This window comes from Viridibacillus sp. d25.2, from assembly GCF_055456015.2.
The window spans coordinates 1681928-1702461 of sequence record NZ_CM196652.1 but is presented as its reverse complement, the minus strand read 5'-3'; the positions used below and the strand labels follow the sequence as shown (position 1 = coordinate 1702461).

17 protein-coding genes and 1 pseudogene are annotated in these 20534 nt (G+C 31.9%); 7 read left to right on the top strand and 11 right to left on the bottom strand.

The window, feature by feature from the left end; genetic code table 11:
- Positions 1-445: 445 nt before the first annotated feature.
- The 5 genes from ACZLO7_RS08415 to ACZLO7_RS08395 are packed head-to-tail and all read right to left on the bottom strand — an operon-like array spanning position 446 to position 5777.
- Positions 446-2197: an alpha/beta hydrolase family protein gene (locus ACZLO7_RS08415; RefSeq protein ID WP_464938866.1), complete on the bottom strand. Its 1752-nt coding sequence runs from the start codon at positions 2195-2197 to the stop codon at positions 446-448.
- Positions 2190-3470, bottom strand: coding sequence for an MFS transporter (locus ACZLO7_RS08410; protein ID WP_464938865.1), 1281 nt, complete (start codon positions 3468-3470; stop codon positions 2190-2192). Before ACZLO7_RS08410 ends, ACZLO7_RS08415 begins: the two co-directional genes overlap by 8 nt.
- Complete coding sequence (locus ACZLO7_RS08405; RefSeq protein WP_464938864.1) at positions 3448-4401, bottom strand: LpxL/LpxP family acyltransferase; 954 nt, start codon at positions 4399-4401, stop codon at positions 3448-3450. The genes ACZLO7_RS08410 and ACZLO7_RS08405 overlap by 23 nt, the downstream gene beginning before the upstream one ends.
- Positions 4382-5512: a HesA/MoeB/ThiF family protein gene (locus ACZLO7_RS08400; RefSeq protein ID WP_464938863.1), complete on the bottom strand. Its 1131-nt coding sequence runs from the start codon at positions 5510-5512 to the stop codon at positions 4382-4384. Before ACZLO7_RS08400 ends, ACZLO7_RS08405 begins: the two co-directional genes overlap by 20 nt.
- Before the next feature lies 1 nt (position 5513).
- The gene (locus ACZLO7_RS08395) at positions 5514-5777 is read right to left on the bottom strand and encodes a phosphopantetheine-binding protein (protein ID WP_464938862.1); all 264 of its coding nucleotides are present in this window, start codon (positions 5775-5777) and stop codon (positions 5514-5516) included.
- Positions 5778-7008: 1231 nt separating this feature from the next.
- Here ACZLO7_RS08395 and ACZLO7_RS08390 point away from each other — a divergent pair.
- Entirely contained in the window at positions 7009-7755 is a 747-nt protein-coding gene (locus ACZLO7_RS08390) for a YqcI/YcgG family protein (RefSeq protein ID WP_464938861.1), read from the top strand.
- A 25-nt stretch (positions 7756-7780) separates the two neighbouring features.
- Here the strand turns inward: ACZLO7_RS08390 and ACZLO7_RS08385 are convergent, their stop codons facing one another.
- Together ACZLO7_RS08385 and ACZLO7_RS08380 are read right to left on the bottom strand one after the other, a co-directional pair.
- Entirely contained in the window at positions 7781-9109 is a 1329-nt protein-coding gene (locus tag ACZLO7_RS08385) for an amino acid permease (RefSeq protein ID WP_464938860.1), read from the bottom strand.
- 34 nt (positions 9110-9143) lie between these two features.
- A complete protein-coding gene (locus ACZLO7_RS08380) occupies positions 9144-10091 on the bottom strand; it encodes an arginine deiminase family protein (RefSeq protein ID WP_464938859.1) in 948 nt (315 codons plus the stop codon).
- Between the two features lie 226 nt (positions 10092-10317).
- Between ACZLO7_RS08380 and ACZLO7_RS08375 the strand changes: the two genes are divergently transcribed.
- The gene (locus tag ACZLO7_RS08375; RefSeq protein ID WP_464938858.1) at positions 10318-10650 is read left to right on the top strand and encodes a DUF3862 domain-containing protein; all 333 of its coding nucleotides are present in this window, start codon (positions 10318-10320) and stop codon (positions 10648-10650) included.
- Between the two features lie 125 nt (positions 10651-10775).
- On the opposite strand, the gene ACZLO7_RS08370 is transcribed toward ACZLO7_RS08375, so the two are convergent.
- Positions 10776-12125, bottom strand: coding sequence for an FAD-binding oxidoreductase (locus ACZLO7_RS08370; protein WP_464938857.1), 1350 nt, complete (start codon positions 12123-12125; stop codon positions 10776-10778).
- A 424-nt stretch (positions 12126-12549) separates the two neighbouring features.
- Between ACZLO7_RS08370 and ACZLO7_RS08365 the strand changes: the two genes are divergently transcribed.
- Positions 12550-12768 (top strand): hypothetical protein, encoded by a 219-nt coding sequence (locus ACZLO7_RS08365; RefSeq protein ID WP_464938856.1) that lies wholly within the window; start codon positions 12550-12552, stop codon positions 12766-12768.
- A 189-nt stretch (positions 12769-12957) separates the two neighbouring features.
- On the opposite strand, the pseudogene ACZLO7_RS08360 reads toward ACZLO7_RS08365, so the two are convergent.
- The 3 genes and pseudogenes from ACZLO7_RS08360 to ACZLO7_RS08350 form a co-directional block, all read right to left on the bottom strand.
- Positions 12958-13041, bottom strand: a pseudogene (locus tag ACZLO7_RS08360) (VOC family protein); the annotation flags it as partial.
- A gap of 118 nt (positions 13042-13159) precedes the next feature.
- On the bottom strand, positions 13160-13939 hold the full coding sequence (locus tag ACZLO7_RS08355; protein WP_464938855.1) for a YqhG family protein: 780 nt from the start codon (positions 13937-13939) through the stop codon (positions 13160-13162).
- Positions 13940-14011: 72 nt separating this feature from the next.
- Positions 14012-15544: a DEAD/DEAH box helicase gene (locus ACZLO7_RS08350; RefSeq protein ID WP_464938854.1), complete on the bottom strand. Its 1533-nt coding sequence runs from the start codon at positions 15542-15544 to the stop codon at positions 14012-14014.
- A 359-nt stretch (positions 15545-15903) separates the two neighbouring features.
- Here ACZLO7_RS08350 and ACZLO7_RS08345 point away from each other — a divergent pair, with 359 nt between their 5' ends.
- From ACZLO7_RS08345 to ACZLO7_RS08330, 4 genes are all read left to right on the top strand, one after another.
- Positions 15904-16329: a YugN family protein gene (locus ACZLO7_RS08345; protein ID WP_464938853.1), complete on the top strand. Its 426-nt coding sequence runs from the start codon at positions 15904-15906 to the stop codon at positions 16327-16329.
- A gap of 176 nt (positions 16330-16505) precedes the next feature.
- The gene (locus ACZLO7_RS08340; RefSeq protein ID WP_464938852.1) at positions 16506-17630 is read left to right on the top strand and encodes a GerAB/ArcD/ProY family transporter; all 1125 of its coding nucleotides are present in this window, start codon (positions 16506-16508) and stop codon (positions 17628-17630) included.
- A complete protein-coding gene (locus ACZLO7_RS08335) occupies positions 17627-19084 on the top strand; it encodes a spore germination protein (RefSeq protein WP_464938851.1) in 1458 nt (485 codons plus the stop codon). Before ACZLO7_RS08340 ends, ACZLO7_RS08335 begins: the two co-directional genes overlap by 4 nt.
- On the top strand, positions 19077-20231 hold the full coding sequence (locus ACZLO7_RS08330; RefSeq protein WP_464938850.1) for a Ger(x)C family spore germination protein: 1155 nt from the start codon (positions 19077-19079) through the stop codon (positions 20229-20231). Before ACZLO7_RS08335 ends, ACZLO7_RS08330 begins: the two co-directional genes overlap by 8 nt.
- The last annotated feature ends 303 nt before the right edge of the window (positions 20232-20534 follow it).

Sequence of the window (20534 nt, the reverse complement as noted above, 5' to 3'; positions counted from 1 at the left end):
ATCCTTCAATTATAATGATGTAGGTATATCCAAAAGGTATTGACCAATCATAAATTAGGACTCCATCTAAGTTTGATGGAGTCCTTTTATTATTTAAAAAATTGCTTACTTCAAGTGAATATGACATAACGAATTACCATATAGAAACTGATATTCGTAATGTGGATACATTTTAGGACTAGCGCATATATTACTATTAGAACGGGAAAAATGACTTTATACAAATTCACTAAAAAATAAAAGCACAAAAGGATTTGATCTATAAGAATAAGAACCATTTTTGTGTTCCCAACTAGCATCATGATACCAGTTTGCCATGAAAGTTATCCAGTTTAGTGTTGACATACCATCACTTATATTTAGTGGTGTACTTTTTTTGTTATTAGACTTCTAAATGACCTCCTAGAATATCACAAATCCCTATTATCAAAGCAAGAACTTAGTATTATGTAAATATAAAAGTAAACAAAGCTTTCAATAAATATTGGATATTTTTTGAATCAGAAAAGATGTGACCTTCATTTTCAAATGAAACACTAACAATCCTCTTATCCAAATCTCTACCCTTAGATATAAAATCTTCTACGGATTTCACATTAATTTTAGAGTCCTGAGTTCCATATGCAATGAATGTAGGTGCTATAAGGTTATGAATGTATTGATTTGGAGAATTTGCAGTTAGATTTTCCAATACTTTCTGGTTACGTATATCTCCAACAATATCTACTAAAATATTTTGAGTTTCTTTAGGCATATTTATTATAAAATCAACTAAGTTCACTGGTCCAGACATAGAAATGACCTTACTAAAATTCAAGTTTAATTTAGAACCTGCAAGAAGGCTTAAATATCCACCATAACTATCACCAGCTATTATAATATTATTTTTATCAACCCAAGTTTGTTTTACTAGCCAAGAATATAATTCTTCGATATCCTTCAGTTCATGATTTCCCCAATTACCATATATACATTCTTCAAATTGTTTTCCAAAGCCAGAACTACCATGATAATTTAGAGAAACCCAAGAATAATTCTTATTAACAATATAATTTCTAAGCCAATTATATTCAGGAGTATCTTGTATATGTGGTCCACCATGTAAATAAATTAGTACTGGTTGAACTTCTTTTAAATTCTTATAATATATATTGAAAAATATATCGGAACCTAACTGTTCTGAATTATAAGATATGTTTGAAGGTTCTTCTACTGATTGGATTATAAATGTTTCATCGCTATTAGTTGTTAAATTAAAACACTTTAATATTAAAGGTGTATTTATAGTGCTTATAAAAGTTAACAAATGTTCACCATTATTAGATATAGCAATATGTTTAACTTTAGCATCAGGTATTTTAATTAATTGATTTATTTGCTTAAAATCACTTAATAATATCTCGTTTTTTGTTAGACGATTTGTTTTTAATAAATATAGATTATCATTTATCTTATTTACAGATTCAATATCGTATTCTAGCTTATAAATAGGTGAAAGTTGATATTGTACCCTATTTGATTGAATATCAGTTATCGAAATATGATATATAGAATTAAATTCATCAAATTCATTAGTAAGAATGTATAGCCCATCATTATTTTTCCATAATAATTTAGTTACTCTCATCGCATATATTTTATCTACAAATACCATCTTTGTAGATATATCTATATATCCAATATTCACACACACACCAATCTCACTTAAAATGAATGCGACGAAGTTTTCATTTGCAGATGAATCTTGAATAGATATTAGTCCATCATGTAAATAAAGTTCTTTTTCTAATAACGTTTCTAAGTTTATTAAACATAATTTACTTACACCTAAATTTTTATCTATCACGTTATAAAGTAAGGAATTCAAGTTTTTTACTAGTCTGAACTGTTTTAATTGTTCGGTTTTTTTAAATGTTATATCTTCGATATATGCTTTTGGCGAACTTTCATCTAATATTAAAATGCCATCTTTATTATTAGAATTATAATGAATAAGAATTCTATTAAACTGCAGAGTGAGATTTTTAAAAATATAATTTGTATTTAATCGAAATTCTTCTGAAACTTCTTTAGTTTTAATACAGTAAAAATATAATCTATCGACACTCTTATATGTTGCAATAAAGAAAAAACCACTAGAAGAACTATTGGAAATTAAATCACCTTTAATATTAGATAAAAAACTAATCTCAACCATTTTTTTCTCCTTTATTTGTAGTCGTAGTTTGTCTTATACCGTGAAATGATCGGAAACATAAAAATATAATAGAAGAAAGAATAAAAAATAACCCCAATATTCTAAATATATTTTCGATACCAATTAAACTAGAAAAAGATCCAGATGCTGTATAACCAATAGATAATGCAATCCCATTAAATGTTTGTATAGTAGAAAAAAAACGGCCTCTCAACTGTTCAGGAACTATTGTTGATTGAATATTGACAAAGGCAATGTTAGCTACTGAAATATTCATTCCAATAATCGCTAATAATAATAGAGAAAATAAAAGTATATGACTAAATGAAAAACCTAAAGTCACACAACCTGCACATAATAGACAGAAAAAGATAATACTTCTATAACTAAATTTCTTAGTTAAAAAGGCAGAAAATATACCCCCAAGCAACATACCAACCGGGAAGAAAATTTCCATTAAACTATATCCATAAGACCCAGCATTTAAAATTTCATCAGACCAAATATTTAGCATAATTAAAAATGGAGAAAAAGAGAAAAATAAAAATAAAATTAGTGGCGTAGATTGTAAAAGAACTTTCTCCTGATAAATAAACTTATAAGTTTCAAAAAAATCGCTTGTTAATTTTCTCTTAGAATTAATCTCGAGTTCTTTTCTTATTTGTTTGTCGTCGAATTTACGAAGATTAAATGCTATAACAACAATTAGCAAACTTAAAGAAAAAATAAGGAATAGTATAAGGAATGAAATTTCAAAACCAAGCGGAATTAGAATAGAACCTGCGAATAATGCTCCAATAATTAAAGCTACTTGTTCTATACTAAATAAATAACTATTTAATTTTGGAATTTCATTGTCTTTCACTCTATCTAGCAAATAAGTACGGAGGGCAGGTGAATAGAACTGATTAATCAAGGTAATAATTAATAATTGAAAACCTAGAGATACCCATGATAAGTCGGAATAAACAGACATTATTGGAATGAATAGAAAACTAAAAGTTCTTGAAATTTCAGAAATTAACATTAATTTCAATTTATTAAATCTATCAATTATAATTCCTGAGAACAACCCTGAAAATGAAGCTATACTAGTTAAACTACCTGTTAAACCAACAATTAATGGCGATTTAGTGATTTCCCATATATACCAATTAGTTACTAATATGTTAGCCATACTTCCGAATCTTGTAATAATATAGCAGATTAACATAGGTTCATTGATTAGATATTTAATAAATGATGTTTTTTTATTTACATTTAATTCTCTCAAGTATTTCCCACCCAAACCATTTTTCGGGATTTTTATAACATAATATTTCTAAATCATCCCAAATCAATTTAGTAGCATCTTCTATACTTGTTCTGTTTTTTTTCACGTTATTAGTAATCAGATCGAAGTCTATCCACAATTTACCCTCGCTTTCTTCCTCTAAGAAAGCTCTAAAAATCGGTGTTTCGCTATAGGCACTTAATGTGGCAGTACCTAATGGCATTACAATATTTTCGCCTAAAAATGTCTGAATAGATGTCTGCTTAGTTGAATTTAGTCCGTTCAATTCGGGTAAAATGCAAACTATATAGCCTTGATTAATAAATGATATACATTTATTAATCGATGTAAAATCTACAGGTAACGGTATTAATTGTTCTGTAAATTCTGGCATATATAAATCTATAAGTCTTTTTTGATAATCAACAGATTCTTTACTAGCATAAAGAACAATTGGTCTTTTGAAGATAGTTAGAATTATTGGAATCAAATTTTGAAATAGTCCCCAATGGTAGAAAGCTAAAGTAAATCCTTTATTTTCATTATCTAAATAAGTATTAATTTTCTCTAATCCTGTAATTTTAAGATTTTCTTCTCTCTTTGATGTTTTTCTCATTGTTAATAAATAGTACGCTATTAGAGAATTTTTTCTTAGTCCAAATTCCAAGTTTTTATCTGTGACTTTTTGGATATCGATATTCATTTCGTATAAATTAGTATTGTAACAATTCTGGTATACAACATTTTCATATTCAGAAATATATTCAGGGAGTAACTCATTTTCATTTTTGTTTATATCTTTAAATAACTTATATAACAATTTATCATCTAAAATATTAGAAAGTTCCATAAATTGTTCGGAGTTACTTATCAGGTTTTTAGTACCTAAAAAACCTGATAAATCTGATTTTTCAGTGTCGAATTTCTTCATTTTTAGGCCTCATTTCAAAGTTCTTCTTTTTACCGCACTTTTCACAAGTTGGTTCTCTCTTAAATCTGGTATAGGTAATTTCAAGAGTATTGAAATCTATTTCCCCTTTTTTTCCAAAAAGAATAGGCTTTTCAACTCCTGTTATTGATTTAATAATTTCAAATGTTTGTATGTTTGCAACAAAACTTGAAACCAAATTAAGTGAAGGTGCTTCAGATAATTCAGATGCTCGAACTAATTGCATTTGTCTCCATTCTGGTTCTTCTTTTACTGACATTTCATAACACTCCCAGCATGGAGTTTCAAATGGTATAATCGTAGGTCCTAACATTCCAAGATGTCCATTATAACCACCACCTACACTATGAGGTATATTTAGTTTCATACATTCTTTTGAAAGAATTCTTGCAATTGAAGCAACATTAGGTTCATCTGCACAACTTATGACAAAATCTACAGTTGATAGAATTTCATCTAAATTGGAATTGGGAACAATTTTTAAGTCATATTTATTTATTAATATATCAGGGTTAATTTTTTTAAGATTACATTCTGCTGCTTCTATTTTCGATTTCCCGATATCTTCAATTTGATATAACAATTGTCGATTTAAATTACTTAATGAAATTCTGTCAAAATCAATTAATGTTAATTCGCCAATTCCTAATTGTGCTAAATACATCGCAACCCAACTACCTGTCCCGCCAAGTCCCACAATACAAATGTGTGACTTATGTATTTTTGTTTGAATATCAAAACCATCTTTTGTACTTTTACTGAATTTCTTCCAAAAGGGTATTTGTCTACTCCAAGTAGTTTCTTCAAGTGAATTATTTACTTTATTCTCGTTACTGTCCAAAATTATTTTCTTTTGATGAGAAATCCGGATAACATTTAACAAGTCATCAAGTTCAATATTATTATAGATTTGTTTTAGTTCAGTATATAAATTTTCAATTGTTTTTTTACCATCAATTAATTTGAATAGTTCAATTACGCTTTTATCAGCAACAAAAGTGAAAATTTTGTCAGTTATTTTATCAATAAACATAATTTCATTTTCATTTGATCGTATTTCAATTGACTTGTTTACTACAGGGATTAGATTCAAATTAAACCTCTTCTTTCATCTTAGAGTCTATATATATATGTAAATCACCAATAGTTTTTATCATTTCCCAATTAATGTCTACCAAAGAAACTTCATAAATGTCTTCCAAACTCGCTACTAACTCAAAAATATCAAGAGAGTCTAGACCTAGATCATTATCTGCAGATACCAACAATGTAGTACTTTCTAATTTTTCAATATCCATGTCAAGTTGTAAAATGTCAATTATATTTTTTTTCAAATCTAACATATTTGTATGACTCATATAACACCCACCTTAAATGAATTTTAGAGGCATAACTTTTATGGTGAAAATTAATATTTAATAATTAATAATTGAGATTAGCAAGCAGTTTCTGAACTTTTTGAAGCTTCTAATGCAACTTCTTCTTTAAATTCAAATTTCATAATATCACCTTCTTTACCAAGTTATACCTCTTTTGATATTTTATATTTTTTTTTTATAAAATCAAGAATATTTTGAATTTTTTATAATTTTACAATTCCACATATAGTGAGATTATTTTTATCTGATACCTCTAGCAAATAATAAATTTTGAACAATTGCACAATTCATCATTAGTTCTGAAATCACTTTAGATATACATAGATATGTAAAATAATAGTTAGTTGCTTTTAAGAGCTTTTCTCAAGCAACAATTTTCACTTTTTTCAACAGCTATAGTCACTATTTACTTTTCTATTCAAAATATCTAATAAATACACAAAAATAACAATGCAATTATTATTACACCAAATACTACGAGAAACATAAGCGTAAAAATACTCTTTTTCATTGAGTAACCCATTTCCCTATTCTTGGTATATATGACTTTATTTTACATCAATTTAATAATATGTAATGAACTAGGTGCTCTTATCTCTGTTTTGTAGTTTCTATCAATTGTTTTTTATAAGGAGTGGATAAACACATGAGCAAAAACACAAAAATTTGGATTAGTTTTGGAATAGCTTTATTATTTGGGATTCCATTCAAGTGGATTTTTTATAAATCAGAGGTAATAGGTGTTAACCCTTATTATATTTGGAATTCTAACATTAATTGAAAAAACGTGGAATAAAACCCCTGTTAAATCAAATTGATAATTATAATAAGATCATCGAACAATCCCGTTTCTCATATACACCTCAATGTTATGATGCTCAAAGGAATTACTATAAACTGCACGAATTAAATAATCTTAAATAATCCATTCCTTTTTTTATTCCCTCTATCGAAATTTGTCATACTATATCCCATCTTTCTAAATTTTTTAATGTGACACATTCCAATCGTTTACCCACTATGCCCACAAATTAATTGCTCACGTTGAATCGCAGTTCCACTTTTAGTAAAAGAAGTGGCACGTAACAAAAATCTTGCTCCAAATCGATGAAGAACCCCTTATTGGTTTAGTTTTAATTACTCCAGACCGATAGTCACCCATTTGGGCCTCCTTTAATACAGTAATTAAGTATAGAAGGAGGCTTCTCAAGTGAAAGTACTTTTAGAAAAGAATTGGATAGATGAACAATTTGAAACACTTCCCCTATGGCAACAAATAGCTTATACATCCTTCTCATCCATGTTAGCAGATGACGACAATACGTTTCCGTGTGTCCCTGCAAGACATGGATTTTTATCGAATCATCTTAGGTTTAATTTCATAGGAGATCCAAGGGAACTAAGTTCTATAAATGATTTGGCAAATAGTTTAAGGATATTTGGAAAATGTTCACGTGATGCGGGAAAAAATACTTCATTAGCTATTTTCTTAGAAACACCAGAGGATATGATTAAGAGCTATAATTGGAAGGATTATCGAAAATTATTTTGGTCCATTTTAAATAAGCTGACGACATTTGATGAAAAGGATTGGCCAGAAGATATACCAACAGATCCCTCTCATCACAAATGGGAATTTTGCTTTGATGGAGAACCGTATTTTGTTTTCTGTGCCACACCTGCTCATACATTACGAAAAAGTCGTCATTTCCCATCTCTTTTCATTGCATTTCAGCCACGTTGGGTGTTCGAGGAAATTAACAACTCTACGGATTTTGGACGCAAAATGAAAAAATTGATACGTAAACGCCTTGTTGCTTATGATGGCATTCCAGGTCATCCCGATTTAAAATGGTATGGACAAGAAGATAATCATGAATGGAAGCAATATTTTTTAAGCGATGATGCTAGTAGTACATCCAAATGTCCTTTTATGAGATTAAAAAGCAAATTGTAATTTCGCGCGAAAAAGGGATCTTTTATCAAACACTACGCTTATTACTCCCCGATTTTTTCGCCATTATAAAAGTAACGATTCCTATAATGACTAAGAAGAGCAGGCTCACATATAATCCAAGTCTGCTTGTTTTTTCACCAAATGTACCTGATACAGTAATTACGATAAGTAACATACCTAAAGTTGTTTTGACTCGGTCCCATTTCGACAATTTCATCAGCTTTGTATACGTCACTAAAATAAACAGCCAATTATACAGTAGCATTAAACCTGCTGCAGTTATCATATATTCAAAAATCTTTTCTGGTAGTAAGAAGCCAATGATGCTGGTGATAAGTAAACTACCAGCTACAAAAAGAAATGCTGGTAAAGGGACTTTCATTTTCCCTTTTTTGACTAGAATAGCAGGCGCATCATGATCTTCAGCAAGAGAAATTAAAATAGTCAACACGCCATATAATGAAGCGACCATCGTTGAAAAACCAGCAATAATAAGAATACCATTAAAGATGTCCGTCACATACGGGACCTGAAAATTTTCAAGTGCGGTAATAAATGGACTTTCTTCTACTTTGATTTCCTGCCAAGAAACAAGTACCAAGGCAAGGGCGATGGACAAAACATAGATGATGGTCAGTACTAGCAGCATTATTTTCCCAGCTTTAGGTGCTTGTCTAGGTTTTTTCAAATCAATGATTAATAGGCCCATTACTTCTATTCCACCGTAAGCATAAAATGCATAGAGTAGCGCAAGCCAAAGTCCTCTATAGCCCTCTGAAAAGAAGTTCTTATAGTTATCAAACAATAAATGGACCTCACTCGGTTGACTATTCACCCCTCTACTAAATATGACCACAGCGACAATGATGAACATAACAATAGCTGCCATTTTCATCACACCAAAAATATTTTGGAATTTTTCAAACCCTTTAATACCTGTAAGAATTACAAGTAACCCTAGTACAGCGAAAATGGATGTTCCTATCCATAGCTGAAGCGAGGGAAACCAAAACTGCGTAAATAGCCCTAACGCCATGAGTTGACTACCCATAATCAGCATCTCTGATATTAAATATATCCATCCATTGCTAAATCCTGCCCACTTTCCAAATGCTTTCTTTGCATATGAACGGAAAGAACCTTTATCAGGATTGGCAACAGACACCTTCACTAATGCATCGTATACAATATATGTTCCGATTGCAGCTAAAAAAAAGGGAATCAAAACAGCTGGTCCACTTTTCTCAATGGCTATACTTGAACCAAGAAAAAAACCTGTTCCAATAGTACAACCCACGCCCAGTAGAGAAAACTGCCACCACGTCATACTGCCTTTACCCGTTTTTGATCCCATTAGGATCACTCCTATACCATTATTACGGTGTATTTTATATTAATGATTTCCTTCTAAGCGGCAGTGTCATACAGCGAATGCCACCTCCACCTTTCTCTAACTCCGTTACTTCAATTTCAATAATTTTCTTCTTTTGCAATTTAGGGTGATTTTTGAACATCTGCTTATGTGCTTGCTTACTTATTAATAATGTTTCTGGATCTATGTTAAGAAAGTTAATATCAGGAATAGTATTATAGTCATCTAACCAGTATGCTTCAAATCCATGGCGCTCTAAAAATTGCTCTGGCATTTCAAATCGAGAAGAATTCTCTGTCAAAACATGTACTGGTAAATAGCGTACGAAGCTCTTCGCAATAAGTAAATCCTCGTTTGCTACATTACAATTCATATCTAAATGAAGTGTATCTGGCCTACGTGGCAAATCAATTATTCCTATTTCTGAAAAACCAGCATGAAAAATCTTTTCCTTCACTCTCTCCACGCTTTCTTTACTTGTACGCATGCCAATATTTATTAATACAGCATCTCTATTTAGAATTAGTACATCCCCAAATTCTAGTGCTCTCACATTATCATTTTCATGTGATAAAAAGGTTTTTGGAAACCACTTTTCCATTAGAGAATGAGCTTGTACATACTCAGGACGCCTCATAGAAACCCCTGCTTCTCCTTGTAAAATGATATTCCCAAACACACAAGCAAGATCCCGTACAAAATAACGATTAAGCAGCTGATCACTTAAGTTTCGTTCATCTTGCGATAACTCTTCTGAATAATCGATGACCTTAATTCCTCTATTCTCCAATGTATATTTAAACTCCATGAAATTTTGTTGTGCTTTTGCATGATTAACAGAAGAGCTCCACCCTACATACTCAGCAATCTTTAATTTTGGCACCTCTAGCTTAGATGGTGCACAAAGCAAAACAACCTCAAGCTCTTCATGCTCTGACCAACAATTAGGTTGAAATGATAACATGATGGATCCGCTCCCTTTTGTACATATCTTCCTTATTGTTAGCACTCTGAATCGGATTATGCATATAGAATGGCGCAATTTTATATAAGTATAGATGCAAGCAAAACTTTTAAAGTGAACTTATTATTTGATGTAGTTTTAAAACACAGTTTTTTCATTAATAACTATTAATATATTGAATAATTATATATAATAGGTAAAATATAACTTACAAAAGGGTGATTAGATGAAGAAAATTATTATTGGTCTTTTAGTGGCAAGCGTATTAACATTCGGAGTAGTTACACCCATTTCAATTAACGGACAAGATGTAGCATACGCGAAATCAAAAGTAACAATAACAAAAAAAGAATTCAATAAAATTAAAAATGGTATGTCTTATAAGAGTGTAAAGAAAATCGTTGGTGGTAAAGGAGAATTAATTTCCGAGGTTGGCCAAAAAGGAGACCCGTATTATACTTATATGATAATGTATTATGGTAAAGATGGAATATCAAATGCTAACTTTACATTTCAAGGCGGGAAATTACAAATGAAAGCTCAATTTTTATTAAAATAATAGAATAATATATTAAAAAAACCCCTTCTCATAGGTTGGGGTTTTTTAATTGGGAAGATTCTCAACCCAATTGGTTATTCCGACGCCATTTGTTAGATTTAGTGTTAATTGATGTGTACTCTCTTTTAAATCCACCTCTTATAAGGCGGGATACTCTGAGGGAAATTAAATACATTGAATGCATCGTATTTTGTTTTCACTTCTCGAAGGCGCCTAAAATTATTTCCATAGTACGTTATCGGCCAATTTCTAATATATAGATCTGGAAAATTTACATAGTCGCCATCTGTAAAGGGAGATAATGTGTTTCTTACTTCTTCTACCCACCTAATATTTTGCTTTTCTTCTTCTGGATTTTCCCATGTAGTAAGGTACTCTTGAGCAATGATTGCATTCCTATAAAAATATGCCGTTTCATATGAAGCGATTTTGCCTACTGCCCCACCCAGTGATTGATGCCAAATGCTCGAATTTCTATTTGGAGCGTTTGCTAATAAATGCTTCATCCTATTGATTGCTTTACGCGGAAAAGGATTTTCGATAAATGATCCTGACCTCTTGCGAAGTGCTGGTTGGTTTCCACTTGGTACGTCAAAGAATTTGACCGCTTCAATATACGGAACTTCCTTTACCCATACTTTTGTTGGTGAGCCGACAGAAGTAATAGGCTTAAGTAATTTCTTTAACTTGGATGCAGAACCTACAAATATGCCTTGAGAAATGATTTCTCCTGCTTCTTTTGATTTTAATTCAATCTGCGAAGTTAATCTTTCATCCGTTTGAGGTGCCCAGTTTTGCCATGCATCAAATGCAACTTCAAGATCTTCCCACTTCCATGAAACAGAGAAGAGAGATACATTTGAAATAGCATGCAGCTTAAATGTAAGGGACGTGACGATACCAAAGTTACCTCCTCCTCCCCCACGACAAGCCCATAATAGATCCCTATTTTCATTTTGATTTGCTTTAATCAGTTCTGCGCCTTTATGTCCAACCGCTCTTACCATCTCGATTTCAATCAGATTATCACAAGTAAGTCCGAATGGGCGTGATAACATACCTATTCCTCCACCAAGTGTTAGACCAACTACCCCCACACTACCTTCTGTCCCTGCTGGAATGGTCATGCCATATTTCCATAATTTTTTATATACTTTTCCTAAATCAGCACCAGCTTCTATCTTTGCCGTCATTGCTTCCCGGTCAATCTTAATTTTATTCATTTCACTGACATCAATGATTAAGCCACCATTGACTAATGAAAAATTCTCATAGCTATGTCGACCGCTTCGTATCCGGAATAGTTCGTTTTTTTCCCTTACCCATTTCAAGGCATTTAATACGTCTTTCGTCTTTTGACAGAATACGATTATACTTGGGAATTTCGGAATACTTAAGTTATTATTTATCCTTGCCTGTTCGTAATCAGGATCATCTGGTGTAACAATTCTCCCTGTGAGCTTAGTATTAGCCAAATCATAACTCCTCTCTCAAATGAGATAGTGCACATGTAACATACTATGCAAAACCTTTGAGAAAAACATATCCTTTAGTAAGGCTCTTATTGGAACTGTGGCTTAAGGCTTAAGTTTTTTAAAGTCTTCTCCCCAAAAAGGACTCATATGAATGTAAACCGGCATTACACTAACGTTAAGTAAAATTCAGCACGAAAAAAGCCAAATTACAAATTTGGCTTTTGTTATAGTTTAAATTTTGTTTAACTTCTTTGTTGTCACAATAAAAAACAGCCATTTCATTAAAAATCCAACGATTCTTAACTTTAGCATAGCAATAAATGACATATGGGACATTGTTCTATATTTCTGATGTAATCATAAAATAATTTATATAACTCTACAGTTAGGAAATAAAATTTTAATATTAAGGAGATATTAGCAGATGTATAATGTTCATTTTTATGAAAACAAAACTTTATTATTAAATAAGTGTTTAAGAATCATTCCCTTAGTCGAAGAGAATATTAAAATTAAAGGCCGTAAAGGAAAAGTTGTTGATGTGATAACAATGGATAAAAACAATGTCCATGTCTATTTGATTTTTGAAAAAGAAAAGAAAATCCAACCTTTAACGAAAGATACTGGGAGAAAAAGAAAATAATCTTTCTCCACAAACAGTCTTCTTTTTTGTACACGATTAAAAATTCTAATGGACTCTACTTTCCTTTAATTATGTATGAGTTGGAGTAGAAATTGTTCGTACGCTTGGTACCACCGTCACTGATACAAATGATATTCCGCATTCTGTATCTTCTACAATCGTCCCATTAGCTCAAGAAGTAAATATTTTTTTTGCGGAATACCATTTAGAAGAAAGTTCTACATTTTTTACTGGAATATAAGTAGTTCCTACTCTTAATAATTTCCCGCACAGTCTATTGTCTTCTTTTTAAAAGACCCTATCATCAGCATTCAAGTCCTAAAAATAATGATTTGCAAATAAATAACGAACCCGAACATATTTCGGGCTCGTCCTATTTATACCTACCTAATCACTTCAAATAAAATAACCCACCATTTATAATTTCAATTTTAATTCTTGAATCGTATTGTTCTTCTAGTGCTTGCTTTTCCATTTTGTAATTTTCTGGCTTATCTTCTATCCCATCATAAAAATATTCTAATACTTGTTGTGCCTTTTGCCATCTTTTCTTTGCTTCTTCAGCCCAAGTATGATCATCTTGCCGTATGATATTTTCAATTGCTACATTTAATCGTTCTAACGCACGAATAGGCTTTATAATACACGGGAGTTCAAAAGCATTTTCTGGCATGGCTGTTACTAAATCCATTTCACTTAATGAATCTTGAAAGCCATCTAAAAGCTGCCCTGTCATTAAATTGAGTCCAAAGGAATACAGCATTTCTTTAGTTTGATCACTGTAATATGAAACTTTATAATTCACAGAAAGCCATGGAGTTAAAATGATTTTTGCTTCAAGATAATCTACTCTCTCAAACATTTGTACAAATGCTCCTAACTCTTTAGTCACTTGAAATAGTTGATTGAGCCGAGGAGAGCCAAAGTGTACAATTTCTCCTTTAATATTGCTATTAAGTTTTGTTTGATCTGTAATCAGAGTTAACTGTGCTGGACACGGCACGCCATCAGTACTTTCCAAGTACCTCCAATAGAAAGGGCGATTCATAATCCGCTTATCCATATCAATCGTTAATTGAACAGTGATGTAGTGGTCACTTTCATTTACAATATGGCAATTGTTCTCTAAAAAAAAATTTCGTAAATAACCATGAACTTGTTGTGGGAACATGTAAACCCTCCTCTGTATACTCCTGGCGCTTCTTTTTTGGGCAAATAACATTTACCACCGTTATCCCTTATATTAGATTGATTTTTTTAAAGCCGATAGAATGTCATCTAACTCTCCAACAACTTTTTCAAAGACATCAATTTTAACGTAAAGCATGTCCAATATATCTTTTTCAATTGTGTTGTCAGTCACTAGATTATAAATTTGAACGTCATGTTCTTGTCCTAAACGATGGACACGTCCAATTCGTTGCTCTAACTTCATCGGATTCCATGGTAAATCATAGTTTATGACATGGTGACAAAACTGCAGGTTAATCCCTTCCCCTCCTGCTTCCGTCGCAATCAAAACTTGGGCATGTTCCTTAAATAGGTGCTTCATGTAATCACGTTTGTTTTTCTTAAATTTCCCGTTAAAGAGGACGCTTGTAATGCCTTTTGAATTCAAATACCACTGTAAATAAGCTTGACTTGCTCGGTATTCAGTAAAAATAATGACTTTATCAGCTGTCTTGGAAATAATCTCGTAAGTTTTCTCTGCCTTCGAGTTTACCTCTAATGCCATTAATTTTTGGATAACCCCTTCAACATAATCTTCCTCTTCTTGTTCAATGCAATTTTGGCGCATATTATTTAAGGTCAAATAAGTAGCTTCTTTGCTACTACACATTTCCTTTTGCAAAGTAATCATTGAAAACGCTCCCGAAAAGGCAGACGAAACATCTTTTAAATTTAATATCAAATCGTAAACTTCTCTTTCCTCATCTGTAAATTGAATTGGGATAATTTGCACTTGTCTATTCGTCCATTCAATTCCTGTATCTTGCCTTCTATTTCTGACCATCACTTGGTTAACCAATTCTCTTAAATATTCATCGTGTTCCAAATTATGTTTGCTTGCAGAAAACGAGGTTTGGAACATTTCGTAATTACCTAGATGTCCAGGTTTTAGTAAAGAAATAAGATAAAATAGCTCAAATACATCGTTTTGAATTGGCGTTGCAGTTAATAATAAACAAAACTTTTTCTTCAAGCTTTGGACAAACTCGTAGATTTTCGTTTTATGATTTTTTAGTTTGTGTGCCTCATCAATAATAATCATGTCATAATTTTGAGCATATATCGCCTCTCTATGAGGACTCTTTTTTGCCGTATCCATACTCATAACTACTATATCGTATTGATCTAACGGAATATTTTTTTTATATGCAATTACTGGAATATAAAATTTATAGTTCAATTCTTCGACCCATTGATTGATAAGAGAAGCTGGGGCTAATATCAATGCTTTTTTTACTAACCCTCTAATTAGATATTCTTTCAATATTAAACCCGCTTCTATCGTTTTACCAAGACCAACTTCGTCTGCAAGAATCGCTTTCCCATTCATCCGTTCGATGACTGTTTTAGCCGCTTCTAATTGGTGGGTAAGGGGTGTTAGGTTGGGCAAGTATTTTGGAGATTGGAGACCAGCAAATTCAGTAATAAGGTTTGTTTTCAATACGTCATAGGTCATATTGTAGAGTTTCCAACTATCCCATTCACCATTATTCTCTAGTTTATTTATGAAGTCTTCTTCCCACTTAGACGACCTTTCAATAATCATGATCATCACCTCTTGAGATTTTTTCTTACTTATGTTGTCCCAAAAATAAATACCTATGATTATTTATTTAAAAATAAACTTTTTTTAGATTTTCACAACAACAAGAATAAAAGCTAATATTCAATGACTTTATAAAATTGAATTCTATTCAGAGTGCAGAAATACTTGAAAAAAATTAGTTTTTTATAGGATAAATTAGGTTTTACAAAGCTTACTGTTTACTTTCCGTGGACACTTCTCCAAATCAATAAAATGCTACATGCCGCGCTCTATTTCAGAAACCTTTTTCATTCTTTTGTATGAAATTATTTTATTTGTAAAGAATAGTAACAGTGTTATTTAAATAGGAGTGAATAATAATGATCAAACTACAATCACCGATTGAAGGTAGAAGAACTCATTTTGGATATATTCGAGATATTTTTGAAGCTAATGGTTGTAACTTTTGTATGAATTTCGATTACGATCAAGGACAATTTGACTCCATTTTATGGCGTGAAGCAGGAGAGACCATTTATTTAAGACTCCCCTTTATAGTTTTAGAAGGAGAGTTAGATCACTATGAAGCTCTAATATTATTTGGTCCCCCTTATATCATTAAACATGTAGTAAATATCGGTTTAGATCGTGATGAAAATTCATTAGCAACTGTAGCTGGGGTTAGTCAATTTCAAAAACCTTTAGATACAGACGGACACATTGAGGATAAAAGCAGATGGATACAAGTAGGAGAAGAAAAAATAGAGAAATTCTTATATTCTCTAGAGGAGCCATTAAGTTCCTAACCAATTTTGTGTACAGATAAACCCGCTTGAAGCAAGATAATTGTTCAAGCGGGTTTACTTTTCCTTTTATTTCTTTCTAAATAGTAAAAACCCCAATAAATCTCCTATAAACGTATTATAAACTTCATTATTATTGGCTAAACTAATAGATACCAATTGATGTAAGAAGGTGTAATGTGAAAAAGTTCGACACAATTAGTATATTGCACGTCATATTCCTATCGATGACAGTCATCGGATTAAAAAATCATGTAACTATTATTCCATCATTATTAAAAGTTGCAGGGAGAGATGGATGGGCTTCTGTAATATTGTCTACAGTAGCACTATTCCCTTGGCTGTTTCTTTTAGTTTATATTCATAAAAAATCAAAACAAGAACCTGTTAAAGATTGGTTAAAACGTAAAATAGGTAAAGTTGGATCTTCCATTGTGCTTTATATTATAGCCATTTATCTTATCGTCCTTGCTGCATTTACGATGAGAGAAACCTTGCAATGGATAACGACAACCTTTTTACCTAAAACACCGATGTTAATTATGTTAATAATTTATACAATTCTTTGTGTCTTACTCGTCACTTCGAACTTACAGACCATTGCAATGATAAATGTAATGGTACTTTTCGGAGTAGTTATTTTTGGCTTTTTTGTAGCATTTACAAATATCCAAGTTAAAGATCCTGATTTATTGCGTCCTTTTTTTGAACACGGTTTTTCACCAGTATTGAAAGGAATGGTGTACCCTGCATCTGGATTTATCGAGCTCGTGCTGTTTTTGTTCCTTCAACATAAAATCAAAGACAAAATTCGATGGTACCATTTCACGATTATGCTTTTAATTTTAATGGGATTAACACTAGGTCCACTAATTGGAGCAATCATTGAATTTGGGCCAGATGAGGCTACTAAGCAAACGTATCCTGCATATGAAGAGTGGGGACTCATTTCAATAGGGCGATATTTTGAACATCTAGATTTCTTTTCAATTTATCAATGGCTTACAGGTGCATTTATAAGAGTTGGGGTACTTTTGTACGTCGTCGTAGATATTTTCAATATGAATGGGAAGAAAAAGCGTATTTGGTTAACACTAACTCCAGCTTTCTTCTTTATTTCTTTAGCTTTATTCCTAGTGAGCGACACCAAGTTTCTTGAAGCTAAGGGGAGTTTTTTGTTGCCTACTACCTTCTTTTTCTTTTTGATACTATCCCTTTTTCTTGCAAGTGTAGCTTTCATTTCAGGAAGATCATCTAAAAAGGCCCAAAAAAATAATTACTCAGAAAGTAGTGAAGGAAGATGACATCGGCTAAAAAGCCAATAGATTTAAATACCTTGAGGCAGTTATTTCAGAAGTCTGCGGATGTTCATTTTCAAGCGTATACATTTAATCAGCATAAAGTGCAATTCATTACTTGTGATGCAATGATAGACCAACAATTGTTGCATGATGTTATTGTTCAAAGAGTTCAGCAACTTCTAGAAAACGTCGGGGATAATCCTTTAGAAGACGTAGTGCAAGCTGAATTATTAATTCCAGATTTAAAAAAAGTAGAAGATAAAGAAGACGCCATATCACTCATTTTTTCTGGACAATTACTTCTCTACTTTGAGAATGAACTTCTCCTCTTTTCAAGCAATATTGCTAAAAAGCCGAATCGAAAACCTGAAGAGACTCGAATGGAAATGGTTATTAAAGGACCAAGGGATAACTTTATTGAAGATATTTCAGTTAATATTGCGTTAATAAGAAAACGATTGCCTACAAATTCATTATGCGTAGAAAAATTCGTATTAGGAGAACGTTCAAAAACATCAGTAGCCATTCTCTATTTTGATGATATTGCCAATAAAGAGATATTAAGTGAAATCAAAAGTGAGTTAAATAAAATCGATACAGATATCATTTTTAGCGGAGATATATTAATGGAACGCATTATTAAAAGTGGAATGCTCTTTCCAAGAAATGATTATACAGGGAGACCAGATCATGCCATTCAATCTCTTATCAGAGGGCGTTTTCTTATTCTTGTTGAAGGGGTAGCCTATGCAGTCATCACGCCCGTAAATTTGTTTTTACTATTAAAGTCTGGCGAAGATAATGAAAATACAATCATTTTCAGTTCGTTCGAACGAATACTTCGTGTGTCTAGTATATTAATTGGCCTACTTCTACCCGCGTTTTGGCTCGCTTTAACTACTGTCCATCAAGACCAATTGCCACTGCAATTGCTAGCGACAGTTGTACAATTAAATACTGGCCTGCCACTTCCTTCTGCTGTTGAAATGCTTCTTATGCTCCTCATGTTTGAATTATTCCGCGAAGCGGGTTTACGGCTTCCCACTGCCATTGGTGGAACTATTAGTGTTGTTGGTGGATTAATTATTGGAGATGCCGCTATTCGAGCAGGTGTAACGAGCCCTGCAATGATTGTTATTATAGCAATTTCAACTATAGCATCGTCTACACTGGTCAATCAGTCACTTGTAAATGCAGTAAGTTTCTTACGTATTTGTTTTATCCTAGTTACTGCTTTTTTAGGACTATTTGGTTTTTTCATGTCGTTCTACTTTACCCTTTTTTACTTATCAAATATTCGAACTTTCGGAGTACCATATATGAATATTGCAGCAGACTTAAATTGGTCAACAATCAGAAAAACGTTATTCCGAGTTCCACAAAAATACTATAATGAGCGTCCTAATATGTTAGATCCTCTAGATAAAACACGGACAAAAGAGGACAAAAATGAATAAAAGAATATTGATTATAGTGCTTATTGTCTCGGCTTTACTCTCCGGTTGTTGGGATGCAGATGAACCTGAAAGAATGCTATATATTCATGGTGTCGGTGTGGATTTCAAAGATGGTGAGTACGAAGTATTTGCTCAGATTATTGATTTTTCTAACACTGCAAAAACGGATCAACCTGTTAATAATCCAGTACAATCCGAAGTAGGTTATGCTAAGGGAAAAACAATTGATGAAGCGATTTTCGAATTATACCATTCAATAGATCAAAAAGTTTTTTGGGGCTTTTTCTCCTTTATTATTTTCTCGGAAGAGGCATTAAAAGAAGGAAGAGCAAATCCTATTATCGACAATTTCCTCCGTTATAGAGAAACAAGATATCAAATCTGGATGTACGGTACAAATGACTCTGTAAAGGATTTATTGTTGACCACACCGACTATCAATAAAGCGCTTATATTATCAAAGTTAGGTGATCCAGAAAATTCATATAAACAAGAGTCCTTTATAAAACCCATCAATTTTCGAGAGTTAATTATTGGATTAAATGAACCTAGTCATGAAATGCCTATCCCATTCGTTTCTATCGACAAAAATTGGGAGACGGAACAAGGCCAAAAAAATTCCACTACTTTATCTGGAGTTGGTTTACTCTCTCCAAAAGAATTTAAAGGATTTATCCCTACTGAAAAAATACGCGGATTACAGTGGATGACAAAAGATACGGAACGCGGGGAAGTGACAGTCAAGATAGACTCGAATAATCCAGCTGAATTCACAGTAGTTGTAGATAACTTAAAAGTGAAAGTAAATCCAATTGTTAGAAAAAGTGAAGTGAAGTTTGATATCAATTTAAAAATGGACGTGACCATTAGTGAGTTTCATGGGGATGTAACATCTGATGAAATAAAAAAAGAGATAATTAAAGAAGTAAAAAAAGAAATAAAAGGTACCTATGAAGAAGCACTGAAAAACGATGCAGATATTTATCGTTTCTCTGAATACTTATATCGCAAAAACAATAAAGCGTGGAAAAAACTTCAGAAAGATGGAAAAGTGGAGTTAAAAGAGAACTCCATTCAAAACATTAATGTTAAAATAAGAAAATTAAAATCGCAAAGAAAAGACTTTAAAGAAACGATTGATAAATAATGATGAACAAGATAGTTGAAAAACTAATTTTACTTTAATGGATACTAGAATTTTAAAACAACAATTTTTAAGAGGCCCTTTTTATTGGATTATTGTGTAGTTAGTCAATCCTAGAAAAACGGGTCTCCCTTTTTTCTATCAATTCGTTAAGCTTAAAATTTTCAATTCTAAGTGAACATATTCTTATTTTATTTTGTTATGTAAAAAAGTTACTGAAATTCATCAGTAACTTAATGAAAAAACATTTAGTCATATTAAGTCTTAGCTATAGGGAAATAATAACCTGTTATCATAATTTATACT